Annotated in this window: 20 protein-coding genes and 1 other RNA gene; 9 read left to right on the forward strand and 12 right to left on the reverse strand. The window is 62.3% G+C overall.

The window, feature by feature from the left end:
• Window positions 1–47: 47 nt before the first annotated feature.
• From RhoBH5_RS04255 to RhoBH5_RS04265, 3 genes are all read left to right on the forward strand, one after another.
• Window positions 48–869, forward strand: a complete 822-nt coding sequence (locus tag RhoBH5_RS04255; RefSeq protein WP_192712534.1) for a GNAT family N-acetyltransferase — start codon at window positions 48–50, stop codon at window positions 867–869.
• Between the two features lie 83 nt (window positions 870–952).
• Window positions 953–2263: an HNH endonuclease signature motif containing protein gene (locus tag RhoBH5_RS04260; protein WP_270007974.1), complete on the forward strand. Its 1311-nt coding sequence runs from the start codon at window positions 953–955 to the stop codon at window positions 2261–2263.
• Between the two features lie 92 nt (window positions 2264–2355).
• Window positions 2356–3345 carry an alkaline phosphatase family protein gene (locus RhoBH5_RS04265; RefSeq protein ID WP_202426910.1) on the forward strand — a complete coding sequence of 330 codons (990 nt, stop codon included), beginning with the start codon at window positions 2356–2358 and terminating at the stop codon, window positions 3343–3345.
• Between the two features lie 104 nt (window positions 3346–3449).
• On the opposite strand, the gene ssrA is transcribed toward RhoBH5_RS04265, so the two are convergent.
• From ssrA to RhoBH5_RS04280, 3 genes are all read right to left on the reverse strand, one after another.
• Window positions 3450–3820: a transfer-messenger RNA gene (gene ssrA / locus RhoBH5_RS04270) on the reverse strand.
• Between the two features lie 66 nt (window positions 3821–3886).
• Entirely contained in the window at window positions 3887–5461 is a 1575-nt protein-coding gene (locus RhoBH5_RS04275) for an SDR family oxidoreductase (protein WP_192712535.1), read from the reverse strand.
• A gap of 20 nt (window positions 5462–5481) precedes the next feature.
• Entirely contained in the window at window positions 5482–6429 is a 948-nt protein-coding gene (locus tag RhoBH5_RS04280) for an NAD(P)/FAD-dependent oxidoreductase (protein ID WP_192712536.1), read from the reverse strand.
• 65 nt (window positions 6430–6494) lie between these two features.
• Between RhoBH5_RS04280 and RhoBH5_RS04285 the strand changes: the two genes are divergently transcribed.
• The 3 genes from RhoBH5_RS04285 (at window position 6495) to RhoBH5_RS04295 (ending at window position 9511) form a co-directional block, all read left to right on the forward strand.
• Entirely contained in the window at window positions 6495–7079 is a 585-nt protein-coding gene (locus RhoBH5_RS04285) for a helix-turn-helix domain-containing protein (protein WP_042450077.1), read from the forward strand.
• Between the two features lie 413 nt (window positions 7080–7492).
• Window positions 7493–8419, forward strand: a complete 927-nt coding sequence (locus RhoBH5_RS04290) for an aldo/keto reductase (protein ID WP_030534980.1) — start codon at window positions 7493–7495, stop codon at window positions 8417–8419.
• 213 nt (window positions 8420–8632) lie between these two features.
• A complete protein-coding gene (locus tag RhoBH5_RS04295; RefSeq protein ID WP_270007975.1) occupies window positions 8633–9511 on the forward strand; it encodes a sugar phosphate isomerase/epimerase family protein in 879 nt (292 codons plus the stop codon).
• A gap of 225 nt (window positions 9512–9736) precedes the next feature.
• On the opposite strand, the gene RhoBH5_RS04300 is transcribed toward RhoBH5_RS04295, so the two are convergent.
• From RhoBH5_RS04300 to prfB, 7 genes are all read right to left on the reverse strand, one after another.
• On the reverse strand, window positions 9737–10594 hold the full coding sequence (locus RhoBH5_RS04300; protein ID WP_270008064.1) for a DMT family transporter: 858 nt from the start codon (window positions 10592–10594) through the stop codon (window positions 9737–9739).
• 8 nt (window positions 10595–10602) lie between these two features.
• Window positions 10603–11076: an SsrA-binding protein SmpB gene (gene smpB / locus RhoBH5_RS04305; protein WP_003942330.1), complete on the reverse strand. Its 474-nt coding sequence runs from the start codon at window positions 11074–11076 to the stop codon at window positions 10603–10605.
• A 76-nt stretch (window positions 11077–11152) separates the two neighbouring features.
• On the reverse strand, window positions 11153–12058 hold the full coding sequence (gene ftsX, locus RhoBH5_RS04310) for a permease-like cell division protein FtsX (protein WP_003942367.1): 906 nt from the start codon (window positions 12056–12058) through the stop codon (window positions 11153–11155).
• 81 nt (window positions 12059–12139) lie between these two features.
• The gene (gene ftsE, locus RhoBH5_RS04315) at window positions 12140–12820 is read right to left on the reverse strand and encodes a cell division ATP-binding protein FtsE (RefSeq protein WP_020969258.1); all 681 of its coding nucleotides are present in this window, start codon (window positions 12818–12820) and stop codon (window positions 12140–12142) included.
• Between the two features lie 71 nt (window positions 12821–12891).
• Window positions 12892–13377 (reverse strand): hypothetical protein, encoded by a 486-nt coding sequence (locus tag RhoBH5_RS04320; RefSeq protein WP_007731286.1) that lies wholly within the window; start codon window positions 13375–13377, stop codon window positions 12892–12894.
• Window positions 13374–14258, reverse strand: a complete 885-nt coding sequence (locus RhoBH5_RS04325; RefSeq protein WP_003942304.1) for a mechanosensitive ion channel family protein — start codon at window positions 14256–14258, stop codon at window positions 13374–13376. Before RhoBH5_RS04325 ends, RhoBH5_RS04320 begins: the two co-directional genes overlap by 4 nt.
• Before the next feature lie 22 nt (window positions 14259–14280).
• Window positions 14281–15387 carry a peptide chain release factor 2 gene (prfB, locus tag RhoBH5_RS04330; protein WP_003942364.1) on the reverse strand — a complete coding sequence of 369 codons (1107 nt, stop codon included), beginning with the start codon at window positions 15385–15387 and terminating at the stop codon, window positions 14281–14283.
• Between the two features lie 109 nt (window positions 15388–15496).
• Here prfB and RhoBH5_RS04335 point away from each other — a divergent pair, with 109 nt between their 5' ends.
• From RhoBH5_RS04335 to RhoBH5_RS04345, 3 genes are all read left to right on the forward strand, one after another.
• A complete protein-coding gene (locus tag RhoBH5_RS04335; protein ID WP_270007976.1) occupies window positions 15497–15991 on the forward strand; it encodes a beta-class carbonic anhydrase in 495 nt (164 codons plus the stop codon).
• A gap of 19 nt (window positions 15992–16010) precedes the next feature.
• A complete protein-coding gene (hisN, locus tag RhoBH5_RS04340; RefSeq protein WP_007731284.1) occupies window positions 16011–16793 on the forward strand; it encodes a histidinol-phosphatase in 783 nt (260 codons plus the stop codon).
• Window positions 16794–16929: 136 nt separating this feature from the next.
• Entirely contained in the window at window positions 16930–18468 is a 1539-nt protein-coding gene (locus tag RhoBH5_RS04345) for a multicopper oxidase family protein (protein ID WP_270007977.1), read from the forward strand.
• Here the strand turns inward: RhoBH5_RS04345 and RhoBH5_RS04350 are convergent.
• Both RhoBH5_RS04350 and RhoBH5_RS04355 read right to left on the reverse strand, forming a co-directional pair.
• Complete coding sequence (locus tag RhoBH5_RS04350) at window positions 18462–19100, reverse strand: response regulator (RefSeq protein WP_047271656.1); 639 nt, start codon at window positions 19098–19100, stop codon at window positions 18462–18464. The two genes, RhoBH5_RS04345 and RhoBH5_RS04350, sit on opposite strands and share 7 nt — an antisense overlap.
• Window positions 19097–20242, reverse strand: coding sequence for a sensor histidine kinase (locus RhoBH5_RS04355; RefSeq protein ID WP_270007978.1), 1146 nt, complete (start codon window positions 20240–20242; stop codon window positions 19097–19099). Before RhoBH5_RS04355 ends, RhoBH5_RS04350 begins: the two co-directional genes overlap by 4 nt.
• Window positions 20243–20297: the final 55 nt, after the last annotated feature.

Raw genomic sequence — 20297 nt, forward strand, 5'->3', positions numbered from 1 at the left:
CATTCGGAGCCGAAAACCATTTGGATGGGGTTCGTAGAATTTCTTTTGTGAATCGTGAAGCACTCGTCGGCGATGTCCTCGACGCCATGGACGCCAACTTGGTATCCCATGCCTGCCACCTGCATGAACACTTGCCGACGGGATCGGTCACGGTCTCTGCAGATGTTGTCGTCGCAGACAGCGGCCTCACCGACGACACTTTCAACATCATCGCTGGTGCGCGCTTCGCTGTACCTGCTGCTGAAGGCCCGGAAGAAGACCGACGACTACTCGACGTACTCGCGTGGCTTCGAGCAACCGGTCGTCCGTTCTCCTGGTGGACAGGTCCGCGCGACAAGCCCTCTGACCTCGGCGCTCGCTTGTCAGCCCTCGGCTGCGTGCGCTCCGAGGAAGAAAGAGCGATGACGGCAGACTTGAACGTCGTCCCACGCCCAACGCCTGTCTCAGAACTGTGCGTTCAGCGAGTGACGACTCGTTCGCAGCTCGCCGACTACGCCGCCGTGATGGCCGCCAATTGGTCGCCGCCCTCAACCGCAGTAATACGTTTCTTCGAAGACACCGCCGATGACATCCTCGATGAGCGCTCGCGGAGTTCGTTTGTCGTGGGATACGCGAACTCCCAGCCTGTCGCCGGAGCCGAGGTCCATTTTGCCGCCGACGTCGCCGGACTGTATGGGGTCGTCACACTCGAAACGGCGCGCCGACGCGGATTCGGCTCGGCGGTCACCCTTGCCGCACTCGACATCGCCCGCGAGCGAGGTGCCCGAACCGCTGTACTTCAGGCGTCCAGCGACGGCGCACAGCTCTATCGAAACGCTGGCTTCGAGGATGTCGGTACCTACGCCGAGTACTCGATCGGCAGCGGTTAGACGTCCCCGCGGGGACGCTTTCCGTCCTCATCCACGGATGTGTGTCGGTACTGGCATCTATTATCGAACGTACATTCGAAACAATGTCGGACACGCGCCGGGGGGCAACGATGAACGCAGAACTGACCGATACCGCAGCACTGATCAATGAAGAAACGCAGGGTTCCACCCGAAGCGACGTAGAGCAACTCGGCTCCGAAATCTGCGCTCTCGCCGGCCAGATCGCCGCGGCCACGGCTCGATTCCTCACCCTCCTGTCGAAGTTCGACGAAGACCGCGGCTGGTCCGGCCCCGGACTGCATTCATGCGCCCACTGGCTGTCGTGGAAATGTGGAATGAGCCTGCACACCGGCAGGGAATATGTTCGCGTCGCCAAAGCGCTCCGACCTTTGCCCGAGATGCGGAAGGCCTTCGAGCAAGGCCGGCTGTCCTACTCGAAGGTTCGCGCACTCACCCGGGTCACCACGCCGTCAAACGAAAAGCAGATGGTTCGGTTCGGATGCGAGGCGCCCGCAGCCCAGATCGATCGTCTCGCCGCAGGTCTGCGTAAAGCAACCGACAATGAATCCGGCAAAAGCAAAGCGCCCGAACATCTTCAGGTCCGCTGGCATTGGGACTCTGATACGGGCGAGTTTGTCATCAAAGGACGCCTGCCCGCACAGGACGGCGCCCGAATCCTCGCAGCATTGGCGGTGGCGGAACGTGAACGCACCCGAACCGCTGCCATCCGCCCTGTCGACGAGAAGGCTGCAAAGAACCCGGCCGGAAATATCGGACCAGGACTCGTCGCGATGGCAGAGCTCGCCACCGCCGCAGTCACAGACCGCACGTCCAAGGCCGCCGCGAACGAAGTTGTGTTCTTCCACGAAGCGAACACCGTCCGTGTACCGAGTGGACCCGCGCTCCCCCAAAGTGCCGCCGAGGAAGTGCTCTGCAACGCGAAACTTCGCCTGGGAACGACAAAGGAGGGATGCGTTTTGAATCTGGGCCGAAGGACCCGCGTCGTCAGCGCCAAACAAATGCTGGCATTGAATTACCGCGACGGATCTTGCCGCACACCGGGTTGCGGGCGGACTCGCTTCTTACACGCACATCACGTGAAATTCTGGGGACGCGGCGGAAATACGGACTTGGACAATCTGATCATGCTGTGCGGCACCTGCCACCGCGCGCTGCATGACGGCCAGTTCACGATCACTGCTCTCGGCGAGCAGAAGTTCGAGTTCCTTTACGCCAATGGTGACGTCATCGACCCAGCACCACCGACCGAGGGATTCGCTGATGGCCTACTGCGCGGAGACATACCCGACGACGCGATCATCCCAAGATGGGACGGCGAGCCCCTTCACCTCGATCACGCGGTCAGCGTCATCCTCGACGGTTGGGCCGCCTGAGGAAACATTGGTCTAGTCCAATCTGAATCTGCCGTGAACAACAGGACAACCCTCACATCCAGGTAGTGCAATTGGTCTAGTCCTATCGCAAGATGCTTAGCGTGACCAAGAAAATCGCACGCACCTCAGCCGCTATCACACTCCTCCTCGCTGGCGCTGTTGCTGCCGGAACTGCAACTGCTGCAGCAATTCCCGGATCGTCCGACCTCAATCCGTCGGCCGCCGAGAAGACAGTTGTCATCGGCCTCGACGGCACTATGCTCAGCCACATCAAGACCGCCGACGCTCCCCGCCTCCAGAAGCTGATCGCCGAAGGAACCAGCGGAGAATCTTCCATCCTCGGCCACACCACCATCTCCGGACCGTCGTGGTCGACCATCCTGACCGGAGTCTGGGATACCAAGCACGGAGTCAAGGACAACACGTACGCGGGCGCCCGCTTCGACCTCTACCCGAGCGTCTTCACCCGGCTGGAAACAGCAAAGCCCTCCCTCCTCACCGAATCGATCTCCACCTGGGGCGGCATCGACAACATCGCCTCCAGTGGGACACCGAAAGCCGACGTTGTCGTCACCACGGCCGATGCAGGTTCCGGAGCGGCCACCGACGCTGCGACGGCAGACGCCGTCGCCCGCGACATCACAGACAAGGGACCTGACCTGATCTTCACCCAACTCGATCAGGTGGACGGCGCGGGACATAGCGGCGGCACCAACGGCGCTGCGTACGAAGAGTCCATCGCCTCGGTCGATGCTCAGGTGGGCAAGATTGTCGATGCCGTCGATCAGCGCGCAGCAAAGACCGGCGAGAAGTGGACTGTACTGGTCACTGCGGATCACGGGCACAAGCCCGCCGGTGGGCACGGCGGTCAGACACCCGCGGAAGCAACGACATTCGTCATAGCACGCGGCTCGGGATACGCGGCCGGTCAGAACACAGACTCGTACACGATCGCCGACATCACCCCGACAATCCTCCAGAGCCTGGGCATTGCATTGCCTGCCGATCTGGACGGCAAGCCGCTGGCCAAGGAAGCTCCCGGCTTCGTCGGCTCGGTCGACCTGGGATTCTTCGGCTCCTGATCGCAAGAAGGCCCGGGCCACACAGCAGAGTGCCGCAGCAAGACAGCAGCAAGAAGGCAGCAAAAAGGTCGGGCCGGAGAGCGTGTGCTCTCCGGCCCGACCTGTTGTGGAGCTGCCGGGAATTGAACCCGGGTCCTACGTTGAATCGCTAGGGCTTCTCCGTGTGCAGTTCGCTAAGTCTCTACTTGGATCTCCCAGTCTCGCGAACAAGCCAGGATGACGATCCCAGTCACTGTTTGATGTCCCATTCGACTCCGTGACCGAGCCGAACAGTAAAGCCCTCTAGCTGATGCCAGGAACCGGGTCGAGGGCAACCCCGGGCTGACAGACACGCTTCGCTACTTAGGCAGCGAGAGCGTAGTCGCGCTGATTGGAATCGGCGCTTATAGGTTTGCAGCGACGCTTACGGTGGTCTCTTGCCTGCACCGACACGCTTCCCCTAACTCAACACACGCAGTCGAAACCGTTCAGCCCCGTGTGTGCCCCGCGTCTTTCGTGGGGCTATTCACTATAACGCGCCGAAGTTCGGAAGTCATACCAATTAATCGGCGGCACTTTCCGTGTCCTTCGGCCCAGCCGTTTCCTGCACTGCACCCGCTTCCTGCACTGCACCCGTTTCCTGCACCGCAGCCATCTCACGCTCGGCGGCACCGGTGATGTTGGTGATCATCCCCTGGAAGACGACTCCGTGGAAAGGCAGGATCGAATACCAGTACGCCCGACCCGCGAGCCCGCGAGGGAAGAAGACCGCGCGTTGATCGAGGTGGGAACCCACCGGCCGTCCGTCGGCACCGGCTGGGCCTTCTGATACTCGCAACTCCAACCATGCTCCGCCCGGGACCTTCATCTCGGCGCGCAATCGGAGCAACTTGCCTCGATCGATTTCTTCGACCCTCCAAAAGTCCAGGGCTTCGCCCGTGTTGAGCCGGCGTGGATCCCGCCTGCCCCGGCGCAGTCCGACACCACCGACCGCGCGGTCCATCCACCCCCGAATGGCCCACGCCAAAGGGAATGAATACCAACCGTTCTCGCCGCCGATCGACTCGACCACCGACCAGAGGGTTTTCGGATCCGCCGCGCAGTCACGTTCGCGATGATCGACGTAGACCGCTTCGCCGGCCCAATCCGGGTCGGATGGAAGAGGATCGGATGGAGCGCCCGCGATCGTTGCACCGGACCACGCCGTCTCCACCTCACCGGTGTCGATCTTTCGAAGTGCCAGTCGCACCGCTTCTCGATACGGCGTGAGGCCCTCGGCGGGAGGCGGGATGAAGCCGTCGATGTCGTGATTGTGCATCACCGCGTCGTTCTGCAGGGATTCGATCAGGGGCATCGCCAAACCTCGTGGGATCGGCGTGACCAATCCCACCCAGTGACCTGCCAGACGCGGGGTGAGGACGGGCAGGACGAGGATGCGTCGGCGTACCAATCCAGCGACGTCGGCGTAGGTGTTCATCATTTCGCCGTACTGCATGACATCCGGCCCACCGATGTCGAAGGCGCGGTTGACCTCCGGCGTCGTCGCCGCGGCTGCAATCAAATAGTGGAGTACGTCACGCACCGCGATCGGCTGAATGTTGTTGTGCACCCACTTGGGTGTGGTCATCACCGGAAGCCGATTGGTCAAGTGGCGCACCATTTCGAAGGACGCCGAACCCGATCCGATCACCACTCCAGCTTGGAACACAACCGTCGGAACCTCGGAGTCGAGCAGGATCCGACCGACTTCGAGCCGGGACTGCAAGTGAGTCGACAACTCTCGGTCGGACGGATGAAGCCCGCCCAGGTAGACGATCCGTCGCACCCCCGCATCGCGGGCAGCGGCGGCGACGTTCTCCGCGCTTCGCTTGTCGATATCCGAGAACGACCCTCCCCCACCCATGGCGTGAACGAGGTAGTAGACCACGTCGATATCGTCGAAAACACCTGAGAGGGTGCCACTGTCGGTCAGATCCCCGCGCTTGATCTCCACGGAATCGTGCCAGGGAACATCGCGTAGTTTCTCCGGGCTGCGCACCACCACTCGAACTCGATGACCCTCTTCGACCAGGCGAGGGGCAAGACGTCCGCCGATGTATCCGGTCGCACCCGTGATCAACACTCTCACTGCGTCCATCACCCCACGCTACGCACAATTCAACTGCGAAGCGCGAGTGCAACCTCGAGGTCGTCGTTGGTCAACATCATGTTGATCCCCGCTCCGGCCTTCGCCCCGGCGGCTGCGGCCATGATGACCTGGGCACCCGGGTCCACGACATTGCCCGCAGCGAACACGCCGGGCACGCTTGTGGCCCCCATCATGTCGACTGTGACAAAATCGCCCATCATCGTCTCGGCGCGCTGCGCACCGAATGCGCGCAAGATCGCATCGTTGGGGTCCATCGTGAGGGCGCCACCGACAAAGACCGCCGAACGCGCGACCACACTGCCGTCGGCCAACCGCACGCCCACCAACCGATCATCCTCGACGACGGGACCGGCAACCTCACCCTCGACGATCGAAATACCGCGAGCCGCAAGCTTTTCCCGATCTTCGGAACTCAGTTCGGTGATGCGATGAAGGAAGAGAACCACGTCATCGGACCACTGGCGAACCATGAGCGCCTGGTGCATCGCAAATTCCGCGCTCTTGGCGATCACGCCGAGCGGCTGATCACGCACGCCGTACCCGTGGCAGTACGGGCAGTGCAACACATCGCGTCCCCAACGCTCGCCGAAGACTTCGAGTTCTACCGGTAGGCGGTCCGTCAGACCCGTCGAAACAAGCACCTTGCGCACCTGAATCTTGCTGCCGTCAGCCAGTTCTACCGAGAATTTCTCGCCGTCCCGTGTCACGGAGACAACGGTGCCGTCATGGAACTCGCCGCCGAATTTGCGGACCTCACCTCGGCCGATGGTCAACAATTCTGCCGGGTTCATGCCGTCACGGGAGAGGAATCCGTTCATGTGGTCGGCGGCCGCGTTCCGTGGCGATCCGTTGTCGAAGACGATCACGGACCTGCGTGCCTGACCGAGAATGAGTGCGGCGTTGAGGCCTGCCGCACCGGCTCCGATTACTGCTACGTCGAATGAGTTCTGCGTCATGAATCCAGAATGACAAGAGAACGCAGTCTTGACAAACACTGTTGCCACTTTGGCAAAATGAGTGCATGACCGAACCATCGTTCGAAGCCGTACTAGCCGGCATCGGCCCTCGCCTACGTGCGTTGCGCCAGCAGTCCGAGATGACCCTGGCCGACCTGTCGGAGACCACCGACATCAGCGTCAGCACACTGTCGAGACTCGAATCCGGTACTCGCCGAGCCAACTTGGAGTTGCTGCTGCCGATTGCCAAGGCACACGGCGTCCCGTTGGACGACCTGGTGAACAGCAAGATCAAGGACCCCCGCGTTCGAGAAGAACCTCGAACGGTCGGATGTATGACGGTCATTCCGCTGACCAGTCAACCCGGCAATCTGCAGGCCTACAAGATGATCATCTCGCCCACCGACGACGATCGCGAACCGGGATCCCACGAGGGCTACGAGTGGGTCTACGTTCTGTCCGGGCGCATCCGACTCCAACTCGGCGACCGGGATTTCATCATGGGGGCAGGCGAGGCCGCCGAGTTCGACACGCACATCCCGCACCGCATCAGTGCTGCCGACGGACGGCCGGCCGAGGCGATCAGCCTCTTCGGAAAACAAGGCGAGCGGGTTCACCTACGCGCAGCGCCGGCCGACAGACGCGGCTGAAGAAAATTCTCCGAGAAGCGAGGACATCTACAAGCGGGTGACTCGGTGGAGCGGGCGCACATCGTTGAGAGATGACTGAGAATCCGGCCAAACCAATGCCAACTGTTGTACCGCGCCGCCTGTCTCCACGCGAGATAGCTAGCCCGATGAATCATCATGACCGAGAAGAGGAATCCCGATGAGTGGAAAAAACCACTTCCTACTGCGGTCCGGGCTCGTGCACGATTTGAATCGCTCCGATGAAGTGGGTCGGCGGACCAACCTTGTCGATGTATGGAATGTAGATGTTCGTTCGTCCCACAGGGCCTGCCGACCGCTCAGAGCTCTTGCAGGGTAATTGATCTTGCGTCCAATCATTCGTCGAGTTCGCGGGGCGACGAATTCACGTAAGTGGCGAAAACAAGGGGAATGACATGGAATTACGACAACTCGCGCGCGATCTTCAAGTCTCGCGTATTGGCTTAGGGTGTAACAACTTTGGTACCCGGCTGGACCCTGAGGGGAGTACGGAGGTCGTCCGTACCGCCCTCGATGAGGGCGTCACCCACTTTGACACAGCGACGATGTACGGAAACGGGCGCTCGGAGGAAATCCTCGGCAAGGCGCTCGCAGGTCAACGAGACCAGGTGGTAATCGCCACCAAAGCGATTCCACGCCCGCGTGAGGTCGATTACAAGCCCGGAGTACTCGCACGAAGCATCGAGGATAGCTGTGAGGCAAGCTTGCGGCGACTCAGCACCGATCGAATCGACTTGTACTACCAGCATGTCCCTGACCCCGATGCTCCACTGGAGGAGGCCATCGAGGCGTTGAATGGGCTGGTAGCCAAAGGGAAAGCCCGCCACGTAGCTTGCTCGAACTACTCCGCGGATCAGATGAGGCAGGCCGAGGGCATCGCCACCGGTACTGGCGCATCGCATTTATTGGCGAACCAGGTCGAATGGAATTTGCTCAACCGCGCGATCGAGGCAGACATTGTTCCCGCCGCACACGAGGTCGGAATGTCAATCATCCCTTTCTTTCCGCTTGCTTCCGGAATGCTCACCGGTAAGTACACGATGCGACGGCCGTTTCCGACCGGCAGCCGACTAGCAAGTGCGCCGTACTTCGCCACACTGGCAACGGAAGAGAACTTCGAGTACGTGGAGAAACTGTCAGCGTTCGCACAAGCGCACGGACACTCGATACTCGAACTCGCCATAGCGTGGCTGTGCGCGCAGGAGAGCGTTCCCTCTGTGATCATCGGTGCGATGAACCCCGAACAAGTGCGATCAAATGTTGCCGCCGCGGAGTGGAAGCTCGACGACGACGTTCTTGCGGCGCTGCCTTCGCGCCCCTGAAAGTCTGCGGTTCAACTCCTTTTGCTGATTTGACTACTGAGCAGCCAGATAGAAAACAAACGGCCCGCGCACTGGTAGCTCGCTTTCGCAATCCAATGTTGGACTTCCAACCTGTAAGCCGCGTCGACCGTATTCGTTCCGCCGGCAGTCGCAACGACAGGACCAGCACATCACCTCCGAGTGTGTGTGAGTGACGAAGAGAAGTGGCCATCGATGACCTACCAGGCTGTGCAGCCAATCGAGGGCACTGCCCTCTGCTGGGGATGCATCCCACACGCTGATTTGATACAGCTCGCCGAGTTGGCCCGTAGGGGCGGCTTTCCAGAGATCACTGTTCATCCCTCGCAATATTCGATTGTGAAGAGTGCCGACTCCCGAGTGCGGGAGCGCCTGGACGATCTAGGTGTGACTGTTGGCGTGATCGATGCGCTCATGACCTATCTACCCGGCTCTGCTCGACTGGATGAGGTACCTCCACACTGGCGCAAGCTCATGGTAGATCTCGACGAGTGTCTCGAAGCCGCTGAGGCGCTTCACGCTCGCACTCTCAACGTCGCCCATTTCTTGGGTGATCCGACAGTGAAGAGAAACGCGCTGGCGTCGGCGGTGCGACAAGTCGCCGACCGCGCAGCCGAGGTCGGAGTTCGTGTCAGTCTGGAGTTCATCCCCGGCACAGGAATACCGGATCTCGGTGCGGCGTTGGACATCGTCCGGCGAGCCGACCACCCCGGCGTTGGAATCCTGTTCGATACTTGGCACTGTCTGCGCTCGGGTGGTACGCCGACCCAGCTTGCAGAGGTTACCCATGGTCAGGTATTCGAAGTGCAGATCAGCGATCGTGTCCAGCCTGGCCGCCACGATCCCTATGTACCGATGACCGGCCGCCTGGCTCCTGGCGAGGGAACGGCGCCGATCGCGGAGATTGTGCGGGCGTTGGGGGTCGTGGCTCCCGACGTCGTGTTGGGAGTCGAGGTGTTCACCGCTGATATCGGAGATCCGGAGGAAACCGTGGCCCACCTTTCCGCGGCCACTCGGATGTTCCTGCGGAGTACTGAATTTGGTTCGCCCGCGGGCATTGTCGAGCCGTCATGAGCTATTCCGAGGCCCTGAGTTTGGTGCGATACCAAACTCGCACCGCCGCCGCGTTTCCAATTTGGCCACTCCGCCAATCGGAGACCAGTTCAAACCACGCGGGACTCTTTTGACAGGATGGTGTCGGATCGGGGTATCCGGCGTGCAAGTAGCCCAGGTACTCGTCGAGGAATGAAACAGCGCGTTCCTACGATGGGTGTACGGGTCACAGCCGCTGAAAAGGAACTACGCCCCAGCGACGGCAATCATGCCGACTGCCGCCAGCGCCAACAGCATTCCCGCTTGTTGCACGCGGCTTACCCGCTCGCCCAGCATCACCATGGCGAGCAGAACCGTCGCAGCCGGATACAGCGAACCGATCACGCTGACCAGTGAGAGCATTCCGCCTTGGAAGGCGTAGATCATCGTCCCGTTCGCGACGACGTCGAGGACGCTGACGTACACCGCGAGCTTGAGTGGCTCGCCTCGTGGGAGAACGAAGTGACCGGCCGCCAGCGCGACCAACCACACCACGACGGTCGCGGCACCTCGAGATACGGCCAACGCCCACAGTCCGCTGTCCTCGCCGATCTGGTGAAGTGCGATGAACGAGAGTGCAAATGCGCCACCGCTTCCGACGGTCAGAAGAGCCACTTGTCTGGTGAAGCGGAGGGTGATTCCGCCGGCGACCTCACCCGCGGTGTCGTCAGGCGACTCGCGGCTGACCAGGACGACGGCGACCAGCGCGACGGCAATACTCAGGTACGCGATCAACCCCGGCCGCTCACCGAATGCGAATCCGACGAGCACCGGAATGCCCGCCACCAGAACAGCTGTCAGCGGCGAGACCACCGACATGGGGCCGGTTGCCAGCGCGAGATAGAACCACCAGACCGCCAGACCACTCGTGACGCCCGCGATCGCGCCCCAGATCAGACCGTTCGGCGTCAGCGTCCCGGATACGAAAGGTGCTGCGATCAGAACGATGACGAGCGAGAGTGGATACGAGACGATCACCACACGCAGTGCGGCAACTCGTCGTGACGCAACTCCCCCGACGAAGTCGCTGACTCCGTAGGCAACTGCCGCCACGAGGGCAAGCAGGATGGAGGTCAGCGCATGCCCTTGATACGACGACCGAGCTCGCGGGTCACCTCGCGCTCGGCGGTGCGCTTGGCCATGTCCTGGCGCTTGTCGTAGTCCTGCTTACCCTTTGCCAGTGCGAGTTCGACCTTGACCTTGCCGTCGTTGAAGTACATCGACAGCGGGACCAGCGTCTGGTTTCCCTCGCGGGTCTTGCCGACGAGGTGCTCGATCTCACGCTTGTGCAGCAGGAGCTTTCGGGTACGACGTGGCGAATGGTTGTTCCACGTGCCTTGCGTGTACTCCGGAATGTGCAACGAGCGCAACCACACTTCGCCGTTGTCCACCGTGGCGAACGCGTCGACGAGCGACGCCTTGCCTTCACGCAGACTCTTGACCTCGGTCCCGACGAGAGCGATGCCGGCCTCGTAGGTGTCGATGATCGTGTAGTTGTGGCGTGCTTTGCGATTGGTCGCAATGACCTTGCGGCCCTTTTCCTTCACTGTCCGGGCCTCTCAGTCCGCTGTCTTGCTGTCGAATGGTTCTTGCTGTTCCAGCATAGAAGCTCGTGCAAACCGATTACTCGCGGACGTACAGACGCAGCGTCACGTACGCCGTCACCGCGGCCATTCCGACACCGGCAAGCACGAGGATCGGCGAGACGAACAGCACGTCACTGTTGGATATCCGCGCCACGATGTTTGCTTCGTAGACGTCGGACAGGACCCCGTCGATGAAGACGTTCTTCGCCGTGAACAGTCCGGCAATGGCGAGCACCGCACCGATCAAGGCCGCCACGACGGCTTCGAGGAGGAACGGAAGCTGGGTGTACCAACGCGTCGCGCCGACCAACCGCATGATGTTGACCTCGGTACGACGCGTGAACGCGGCGATCTGGACCATGTTGGCGATGAGCAGGATGGCCGCTATCGCCTGGACGATCGCGATCGCGAACGCTGCGTTGCGCACTCCACCGAGCACGCTGAACAGTCGGTCCACCAACTCGCGCTGATTGAGCACACTCTCGACGCCGGGCCTCGAACCGAAGGTGTCGTTGATGACGCCGAACCGCTCCGGGTCACTGAGCTTGACCTTGAACGACGCCGGGAAGCTGTCCGGGCTCACCAGGGCTGCCAGTTCGGGCTGGTCCTTGAAGACGCGCTCGGTGGCGTCCTTCACGGCGTCTTCGCGGTTGAGGTACTGAACCGCGACGACGGACGGAGTCTGCTCGAGTTCCTTGCGCAACGAACTGCAGATCTCCTGCTCGCAACCGGGATCGGCCGAAGAGATGTCGTCGGTCAGGAAGATCTGCACCTCGACGCGTTCGAGGAAGATCTGCTGGGTCTTTCCTGCCATCTGCACGACCAGCAGACCGCCGCCGAAGAGTCCGAGGGAGATCGCCGTCGTCAAGATCATGGCGATGGTCATCGTGATGTTGCGGCGTAGGCCGGTCAGGACTTCGCTGAAAATAAAGCTGGCGCGCATCGGGGAATCCGATTCCTTTTCGAGAGGCCGGTTGTTTCACGACAACCGGTGGGCGTACGGGACGTGTGGTCGTAGTCGGCGCTACCTGCCGACGCCGTACACACCCCGCGCTTCGTCTCTGGTCACCTTGCCGAGATCGAGTTCGATGACGCGTCGACGCATGGAGTCGACGATGTGGTGATCGTGGGTCGCCATCACGACGGTGGTGCCGGTGCGGTTGATCCGCTCGAGCAGCAGCATGATGTCCTGGCTCGTTTCGGGGTCCAGGTTGCCGGTGGGCTCGTCGGCGAGCAGCACGAGAGGGCGGTTCACGAATGCGCGGGCGATGGCGACGCGCTGCTGCTCACCGCCGGAAAGTTCGGTGGGCAGTCGATCGGCTTTGCCGGCCAGACCGACCATGTCGAGAACCTCGGGCACAGTGCGCGCGATGACGTTGCGGGGCTTGCCGATGACTTCCAACGCAAAGGCCACGTTCTCGGAGACCGTCTTCTGCTGAAGCAAGCGGAAGTCCTGGAACACACAGCCCATGCTCTGGCGAAGCTTCGGCACGCGGCGGGCCGCCAACTTGTTGACGTGGAAATCCGCGACCTCGATGTCGCCGGACGTGGGCGACTCCATCTTGAGCAGCAACCGCATGAACGTCGACTTGCCGGAGCCGGAGGGGCCGATGAGGAAGACGAACTCCCCCTTCTCCACCTCCACACTGACCTTGTCGAGCGCCGGCCTGGTGGAGGCCTTGTAGGACTTCGACACATTCTTCATGCTGATCACAACTAGCCAGTCTAGCCGTTATCTAACGGTGACCTTGGCGCCACGCGCGAGCACCCTCGTCCTTATCCGGTACCGGTGGTCGCGGGTGACTGCGGCACAGACGTCGGTGCCTGCATCGCCGCGCCAGGTTGGGGAACGGTCGTCGTCGCCGGAGTGGTCGGCACCGTGGTCGCGGACTGTTCGGCGTTGCCCGGCGCAGGCGCGGGACCCGAAGTCGGCGTCGGAGAACCTGAGCTGCCCGTGCTCGATTCCGGAGACTGGGTCTCGGACGTAGTCGTCGGCTCGGTCGAGGACGGCACGGGGGTCGTCGTCGACGGTTTGACCGAGGGCGCGACGTAAGGCTCGGTCTGCGACGTGTCCACGCTGGGCGGTGGTGTCACTGCGGTCGGGTCCTCAGGATTGAGATACGTATGCAACAGATACGTCAATATCCACGCCACGATGAGAATGAAGGTAGAGGTTCGCATCCGGCCGCCGAAAATCCGGGACGGGAGCCAGTCCAGGTGAAACAGTCGGTCGAGTCCGCGGCGCGGTTCCTGATCGGTCATTCGCTCGCCTCCTCGGTCCGTACGGTGTGCAGATCCGGTGACACCGTGATCCCCTGACGTCGCAGTGCTGCGGCGACGCGGACGCGAAGAGCGCGTCCGACCTGGAACTGTTTGCCAGGGAGTGTGCGCGCGACCATCCGCACGTTGACCTGATCGACCTCCAGGCTTTCGACGCCCATGACCGTGGGCTCGTCGAGCAGCAGTTTCTTGAGTCCGCGGTCGGCCATCGCGTCGACTCCGACCTGGCGAAGCACCTCGTTGACCCGGGTGAGATCGGCGGTCGCCGGAACCGGAACGTCGATGACGGCGCGTGCCCAATCCTTGGACAGGTTGGTCGCTTTCACGATCTGGCCGTTGGGAACGGTGATGACCTCGCCGTCGGAGTTCCGCATCCGCGTCACGCGCAGGGTCACGTCCTCGATGACACCCTCGGCGTCGTCGGAGGAGCCGGTGATCGCAAGTCGCACGGTGTCACCGAAGCCGTACTGACGTTCGGTGATGATGAAGAAACCGGCAAGAATGTCCTGCACGACGCGCTGTGCACCGAAACCGAGCGCCGCACCGAGAACGGTCGCCGGCGCGACGAGACTGCCGATCGGCAGGTTCAGTTGGTCGAGAACCTTCAGCGTCGCGATCACGTAGATGAACGTGATGACCACCCAGGTGATGACCTGCGCGACCGAGTGACGATGCTTGGTCGCCTCGGAACGAACCAGCGCATCGCCCAACTGATAGTTGGAGTCGATCTGGTCGGTGACCTTGTTGCCACCCCAACTGACCAACCGGGCGAGAATCATCGCCCCGAGCACGGTCATGAGGACGGACAAACCGGTGGTTTGAAGCCAATCGAGCAGGTTCTGCCCAGGTCGAAGTAAAGTCATCGTGCCTTTCGGTATCCGAACGCTATGCGGACTGGTTCTCGCTCATGCGCCAGCGGATGCCGGCCTCGAGGAACCCGTCGATGTCGCCGTCGAGCACTGCCGACGGGTTGTTGACCTCGTACTCGGTACGCAGGTCCTTGACCATCTGGTACGGATGCAGAACATAGGAGCGCATCTGGTTGCCCCACGAGCTGCCGCTGTCGCCCTTGAGCGCATCCATCTCGGCGCGCTCTTCCTGACGCTTGACCGCGAGCAGCTTGGCCTGCAGGACGCGCATCGCCGACACCTTGTTCTGGAGCTGCGACTTCTCGTTCTGACAGGTGACGACGATTCCCGTCGGGATGTGCGTGAGTCGAACGGCGGAGTCCGTCGTGTTGACCGACTGGCCGCCGGGACCGGACGAGCGGTAGACGTCGACGCGGATGTCGTTCTCGTTGATCTCGATGTGGTCGGTCGTCTCGACGACCGGCAGTACCTCGACCTCGGCGAACGACGTCTGACGACGCCCCTGGTTGTCGAAGGGGCTGATGCGAACGAGCCGGTGGGTGCCCATCTCGACGGACAACGTGCCGTACGTGTACGGGCCTTTGATCGCGAACGTCGCGCTCTTGAGTCCGGCTTCTTCGGCGTACGACGTGTCGTAGACCTCGACGCCGTAGTCGTGCTTCTCCGCCCAGCGGATGTACATACGCATGAGCATCTCGGCCCAGTCTGCAGCGTCGATACCGCCGGCACCGGAGCGGATGTTGATGAGCGCGTCGCGCTCGTCGTACTCGCCCGAGAGCATGGTCTTGACTTCCATCGCCGCGATGTCGTCTCGCAGGCTCGCGCGCTCGGCGTCGGCGTCGGCCACCGCGTCGGGGCCTTCGTCTTCTGCCAGTTCGTAGAGGATCGGCATCTCGTCGAGTCGCTCGCGTAGTGCCACGATCCGGCGCAGCTCGGCCTGCGCGTGGGAGAGCTGGCTCGTGACCTGCTGGGCGTGTTCCTGGTCGTTCCACAGACCCGGGTCGGCTGCCTGGTGCTCGAGCTCGTCGATGCGTCGGCGCAGCTCCTCGACGTCCACAACCGATTCGCAGGTGCGAAGGGTGGTGTCGAGGGCGTTCAGGTCTGCAATTACGTCGGGATGCACGGTTCTCAAGGCTACCGGGTGCCGACCTCGGCCCTGCCGCCCGTCACGTATTGGGATCACCGGGACTGGAAGCCTTGCCAACCTCGCTCCGAGGGAACCTACTGGAACGATGACTGTCACCGACGAATACCTGCAGAACAACGCCGCCTACGCCGAGCAGTTCACCGGACCGCTCCCCCTCCCACCCAGCAAACACGTCGCCGTACTCGCCTGCATGGACGCCCGCATCGACGTCTATCGGGTGCTGGGAATCAAGGAAGGCGAATCGCACGTCATCCGCAATGCGGGTGGAGTCGTCACCGACGACGAGATCCGATCCCTGGCCATCAGCCAGCGTCTGCTGGGAACTACCGAGATCATCCTCATCCACCACACCGACTGCGGAATGCTGACGTTCACCGACGACGACTTCAAGCGATCCATCCAGGACGAGATCGGCATCAAACCAAATTGGGCTGCCGAATCGTTTCCCGACATCGACGAGGACGTCCGTCAGTCGTTGAAGCGCATCGAGAACAGTCCGTTCGTCACCGCGACGACCTCCCTACGCGGATTCGTCTTCGACATCGCAACCGGAAAGCTGAACGAGGTCCTCCCCGATTGAGCCGGTAGGTTGTGTACCCGTGACCGATCGCGCATCCGACCTCGCACTCGCCCTCCGTATCGCCGACGAGGCTGACGCGATCACTCGCGCCCGCTTCGGCGCCCTCGACCTTCGAGTGGACGACAAGCCGGACCTCACCCCCGTCTCCGACGCCGATCTGGCTGTCGAGCGAGCAGTGCGCGCGACGCTCGGTGAGCATCGTCCTGCGGATTCCGTACTCGGCGAAGAATTCGGCGGCGACGCAGTCTTCGAGGGCAGACAGTGGGTGGTCGACCCCATCGACGGGACCAAGAACTTCGTCCGCAACGTACCGGTGTGGGCCACGCTGATCAGCTTGCTCGAGGACGGCGTCCCGGTCATCGGCGTCGTGAGCGCACCTGCACTGAATCGGCGATGGTGGGCTGCAACAGGTTTGGGTGCACATACGTCCTTCGGGGACAGTGATGCGCGGGCGATCCAGGTATCCGCCGTCGATCGCAGCGAGTCAGCGAGCCTGAGCTTCTCGAGCCTCTCGGGGTGGAAGGACCGCGGAATTCGCGATCAGTTCGTCGAACTCACCGACCACGTCTGGCGCGTGCGCGGTTACGGGGACTTCTTCTCCTACTGCCTCGTGGCCGAAGGCGCCGTCGACATTGCTGCCGAACCCGAGGTTTCCCTGTGGGATCTGGCAGCGCTCGACGTATTGGTCCGTGAGGCCGGCGGCGCGTTCACCGATCTGGACGGCGGCGCAGGTCCGCACGGCGGCAGCGCGGTCGCCACCAACGGACTGCTGCACGAAGACGTTCTGGCCCGCCTGCGGTAACACCCGAGTACCAGAACATCCCACCCGCCGCAAGGGTCCGAGGGAGGAGTTCCGACAGGCCCGTCGGCAGGATTCGGCACGACATCTCGGCCCGTTGACTGGAAGTAGTTGATCACGCACTACTTCCAGGAGAACGATGAACCGGATTTCCAGGCGCACGATTCTGTTCGGTCTGGCCGCAGCGCCCCTCGGGCTCGCGGTGGGCTGCGGCGCCGACCCGGCAGCGAAGAGCGCCACGTTGGCGGTGGCCGGAACTTCGCGTCCGCTACCGATTCCGCCGCTTGCCGAATCCACCGTCGACGACGCCGGTGTTCGCCACTTCACACTTCGTGCCGGTGCCGGGACCACCGAGATCGTCGCGGGAAAACTCACCGACACTTGGGGTTTCAACGGATCCATTCTGGGGCCGACCGTCCGCGCCGAACGCGGAGAATCTGTCGCATTCACGATCGACAACACACTGGCAGAGCCCACGACCGTCCATTGGCACGGCATGCATCTGCCCGCCCGATACGACGGCGGCCCGCACCAGACCATCGAAGCCGGCGGACGCTGGGAACCGGCGTGGACGATCGGCCAGTCGGCGTCGACGCTCTGGTATCACCCACACCCGCACGGATCCACCGAACGGCACGTGCAGCGCGGTCTCGCCGGACTGTTCCTGATCGACGACGCCGACACGCGGGCGTTGGACATCCCCAAAACCTATGGTGTCGACGATGTTCCGCTGATCATCCAGGATCGTCGATTCCTCGCCGACGGCAGCTTCGACGAATCGGATCCGACCGACATAGGCCTGCTCGGCGACACGATCGTCACCAACGGCATCTCCGACGCCTACCTCGACGTCACCACCGGGGTCGTCCGGTTACGCATTCTGAACGGCTCTTCCGGCCGTCTCTACAACCTGGGGTTCCCCGACGACCGCACGTTCGATCTGATTGCCACCGACGGCGGACTGCTCGAATCACCTATTGCGATCAAGCGGATTCAGCTCAGCCCCGGCGAACGAGCCGAGATCGTGGTTCGCGTCGACCCCGGTGCGACGACCACACTGGTGTCGTTCCCGATCGAGGACGGCGGTGGCGTGAGTTCCTCCGACGCCGAGAACTTCGGCATGAACGACCGCTTCGACATCCTCGAACTGCGGGGCGTTGCCAGCCGCGCGTCACGGTCGACTCTCCCGGCGCAGTTGGCCGTACTGCCGCGTCTGGATCCGTCGAAGGCAAGCGTTTCCCGAACCTTCGATCTGCAGTGGTACATGATCAACGGGCAACGAATGGACATGAACCGCATCGACTTCGAGGCCGAAGTCGGCGCGACCGAGGTGTGGACGATCACCAACAAGGACAACTGGCCACACAATTTCCATGTCCACGACGTACAGTTCCAGATCCTCGACGTCGACGGTCGCACTCCTCCGCCTCACTTACGAGGACTCAAGGACACTGTTTACACACCACCGGGCAGTAGGATTCGCGTCGCGCTGCAGTGGTCCGAGTACACCGATCCCACCTTCCCGTACATGTTCCACTGCCACCTGCTGATGCACGAGGACCAAGGGATGATGGGCCAATTCCTCGTCCTCGAACCGGGACAGAAGGCGGCTCCGATGCAGATGGACATGCCGATGGACATGCCGATGCCTTCGTCTGCTTCGCACTCCGGTCACTGAAAGTTCTGCAAGTGGTACACGGCGAGGCGAACCCGATTGTCGCAACCGGTCTTCGACATCAGGTTCGCCACGTGCGTCTTCACCGTGGTCACACCGAGATGCAGCGTGTCCGCGATCTCCTGATTGCTCTTCCCTTCTGCCACCAGCGCGAGGACCTGCGATTCGCGATCGGTCAACGGAACCTTCTCCGTCGCAGCAGTGTCTGCGATACCACCGATCACCGCTCGATCCACAACGCGGCGGAGAAGTTCCGGAGTGAACACCATCTCGCCCTCGGCGATCCGCCGAATGGCACCGAGCAACTCGGCGGGTTCGGTGTCCTTGACGAAGAATCCCGAAGCCCCCGCGGCGAGTGCGGGATACAGATGATCGTCGTCGTCGAAGGTGGTCAGCACGAGGATGCGCGCTCGACGACCGGCCTTGACGATCTGCTGCGTGGCGCCGATCCCGTCCAGCCCGGGCATTCTCAAGTCCATCAGAATCACGTCGGGATCCAATTCTGCAGCGAGCGCTACCGCCTCGACGCCGTTCGACGCCTCACCGGCCACGGTCATGTCCTCGGCTGCCGCGCACAGCATCCGCAAACCGGCGCGCACAAGTCGCTGGTCGTCGACGATCAGCACGCTGATCACGAGACACCGCCCGAGACAACGAGTGGAATACTCACGTGCACTTCCCATTTCCCGTCACTGTTGGTGCCGGCGGTCATCTCGCCGCCGACCAACTCCGCACGCTCCTGCATTCCCACCAGGCCATGACCTGCACTCCGAGGCGATCCCTCGACGTCGTTGACAACCCTGACATGCACCCGGTTGTCTTCGCGACCGACCGAGACCGATACCAGCCCCTTCTTGTCGCCATGCTTCATGACGTTGGTCAGTGATTCCTGAATCACCCGCAACAACGTCAGCCTCCCGATCGCGTCGAGATCGGCTGCGCCTGACTCGACATTCTCCTGGGCATCGAAGACTGCCTGCACCTCGAAACCCGCCGCACGCACACGATCTATCGCCGCCTCGATTTCCGCCTCGACGGCATCCGGCTCCACCAGAGCGACCTCACCGAGCGAAGGATCACGAAGTGCGACCAGGAGGCGACGGATATCGGCCAGCGCATCGGACGCAGTCCCACGCACATCCGCGAGGACCTCACGCACGGCCTCGTCCTGGGGCGCCAAGACATGTTGAGCCACGCCGATTCTCAGGACGATCGATGCCATGTGGTGCGCAACCAGGTCGTGCAGTTCGCGGGCGAGCGCACTGCGCTCCGCAGCGCGGGTCTGCGCAAGATTGTTCGCGGCCAATTCACGCTGCGAGCGTAGATACAGCCCGAGCAGCAGTGGCAACCCCACGTACGCAAGCACTTTCACAGCCGTCGTGACAGACCAGAACGCTTCGTGAGATTCGAACCAGATCCCCGCGAGCACCGAACCGCACCATCCTGCTGCCGATACGGCAACCATTTCTCTACGCTCGGCCCGCATCGTGACGTCGACGACGGCGACCGCCCCGAGATACGGAACAAGCTCGGACAGCCCCCAGGCGTCGGCGACGAACATCGGAACGGCGAGCGCCGAGATGACCAGGGACGCGAAGACCGGCCATCGACGGCCGACAGCGAAGGCGAGCGCCGACAGCATCGACAGAATCCAGTAGGTGAGGGGAACTCGATACTCCCCCGGATACGTGCTGGCGATCAACAGGCACGGGACCACCACCAACGGCGTGTAGCGCACGTACCGCTGTATCCGATCTGGCACCTCTGTCCGGTTCACCCCTCGAGCCTATGACGCGCATCATTTCGCGGTTTCTCGACAACAGACCTTACTG

The organism is Rhodococcus sp. BH5, assembly GCF_027583855.1.
GTDB lineage: Bacteria > Actinomycetota > Actinomycetes > Mycobacteriales > Mycobacteriaceae > Rhodococcus_F > Rhodococcus_F qingshengii.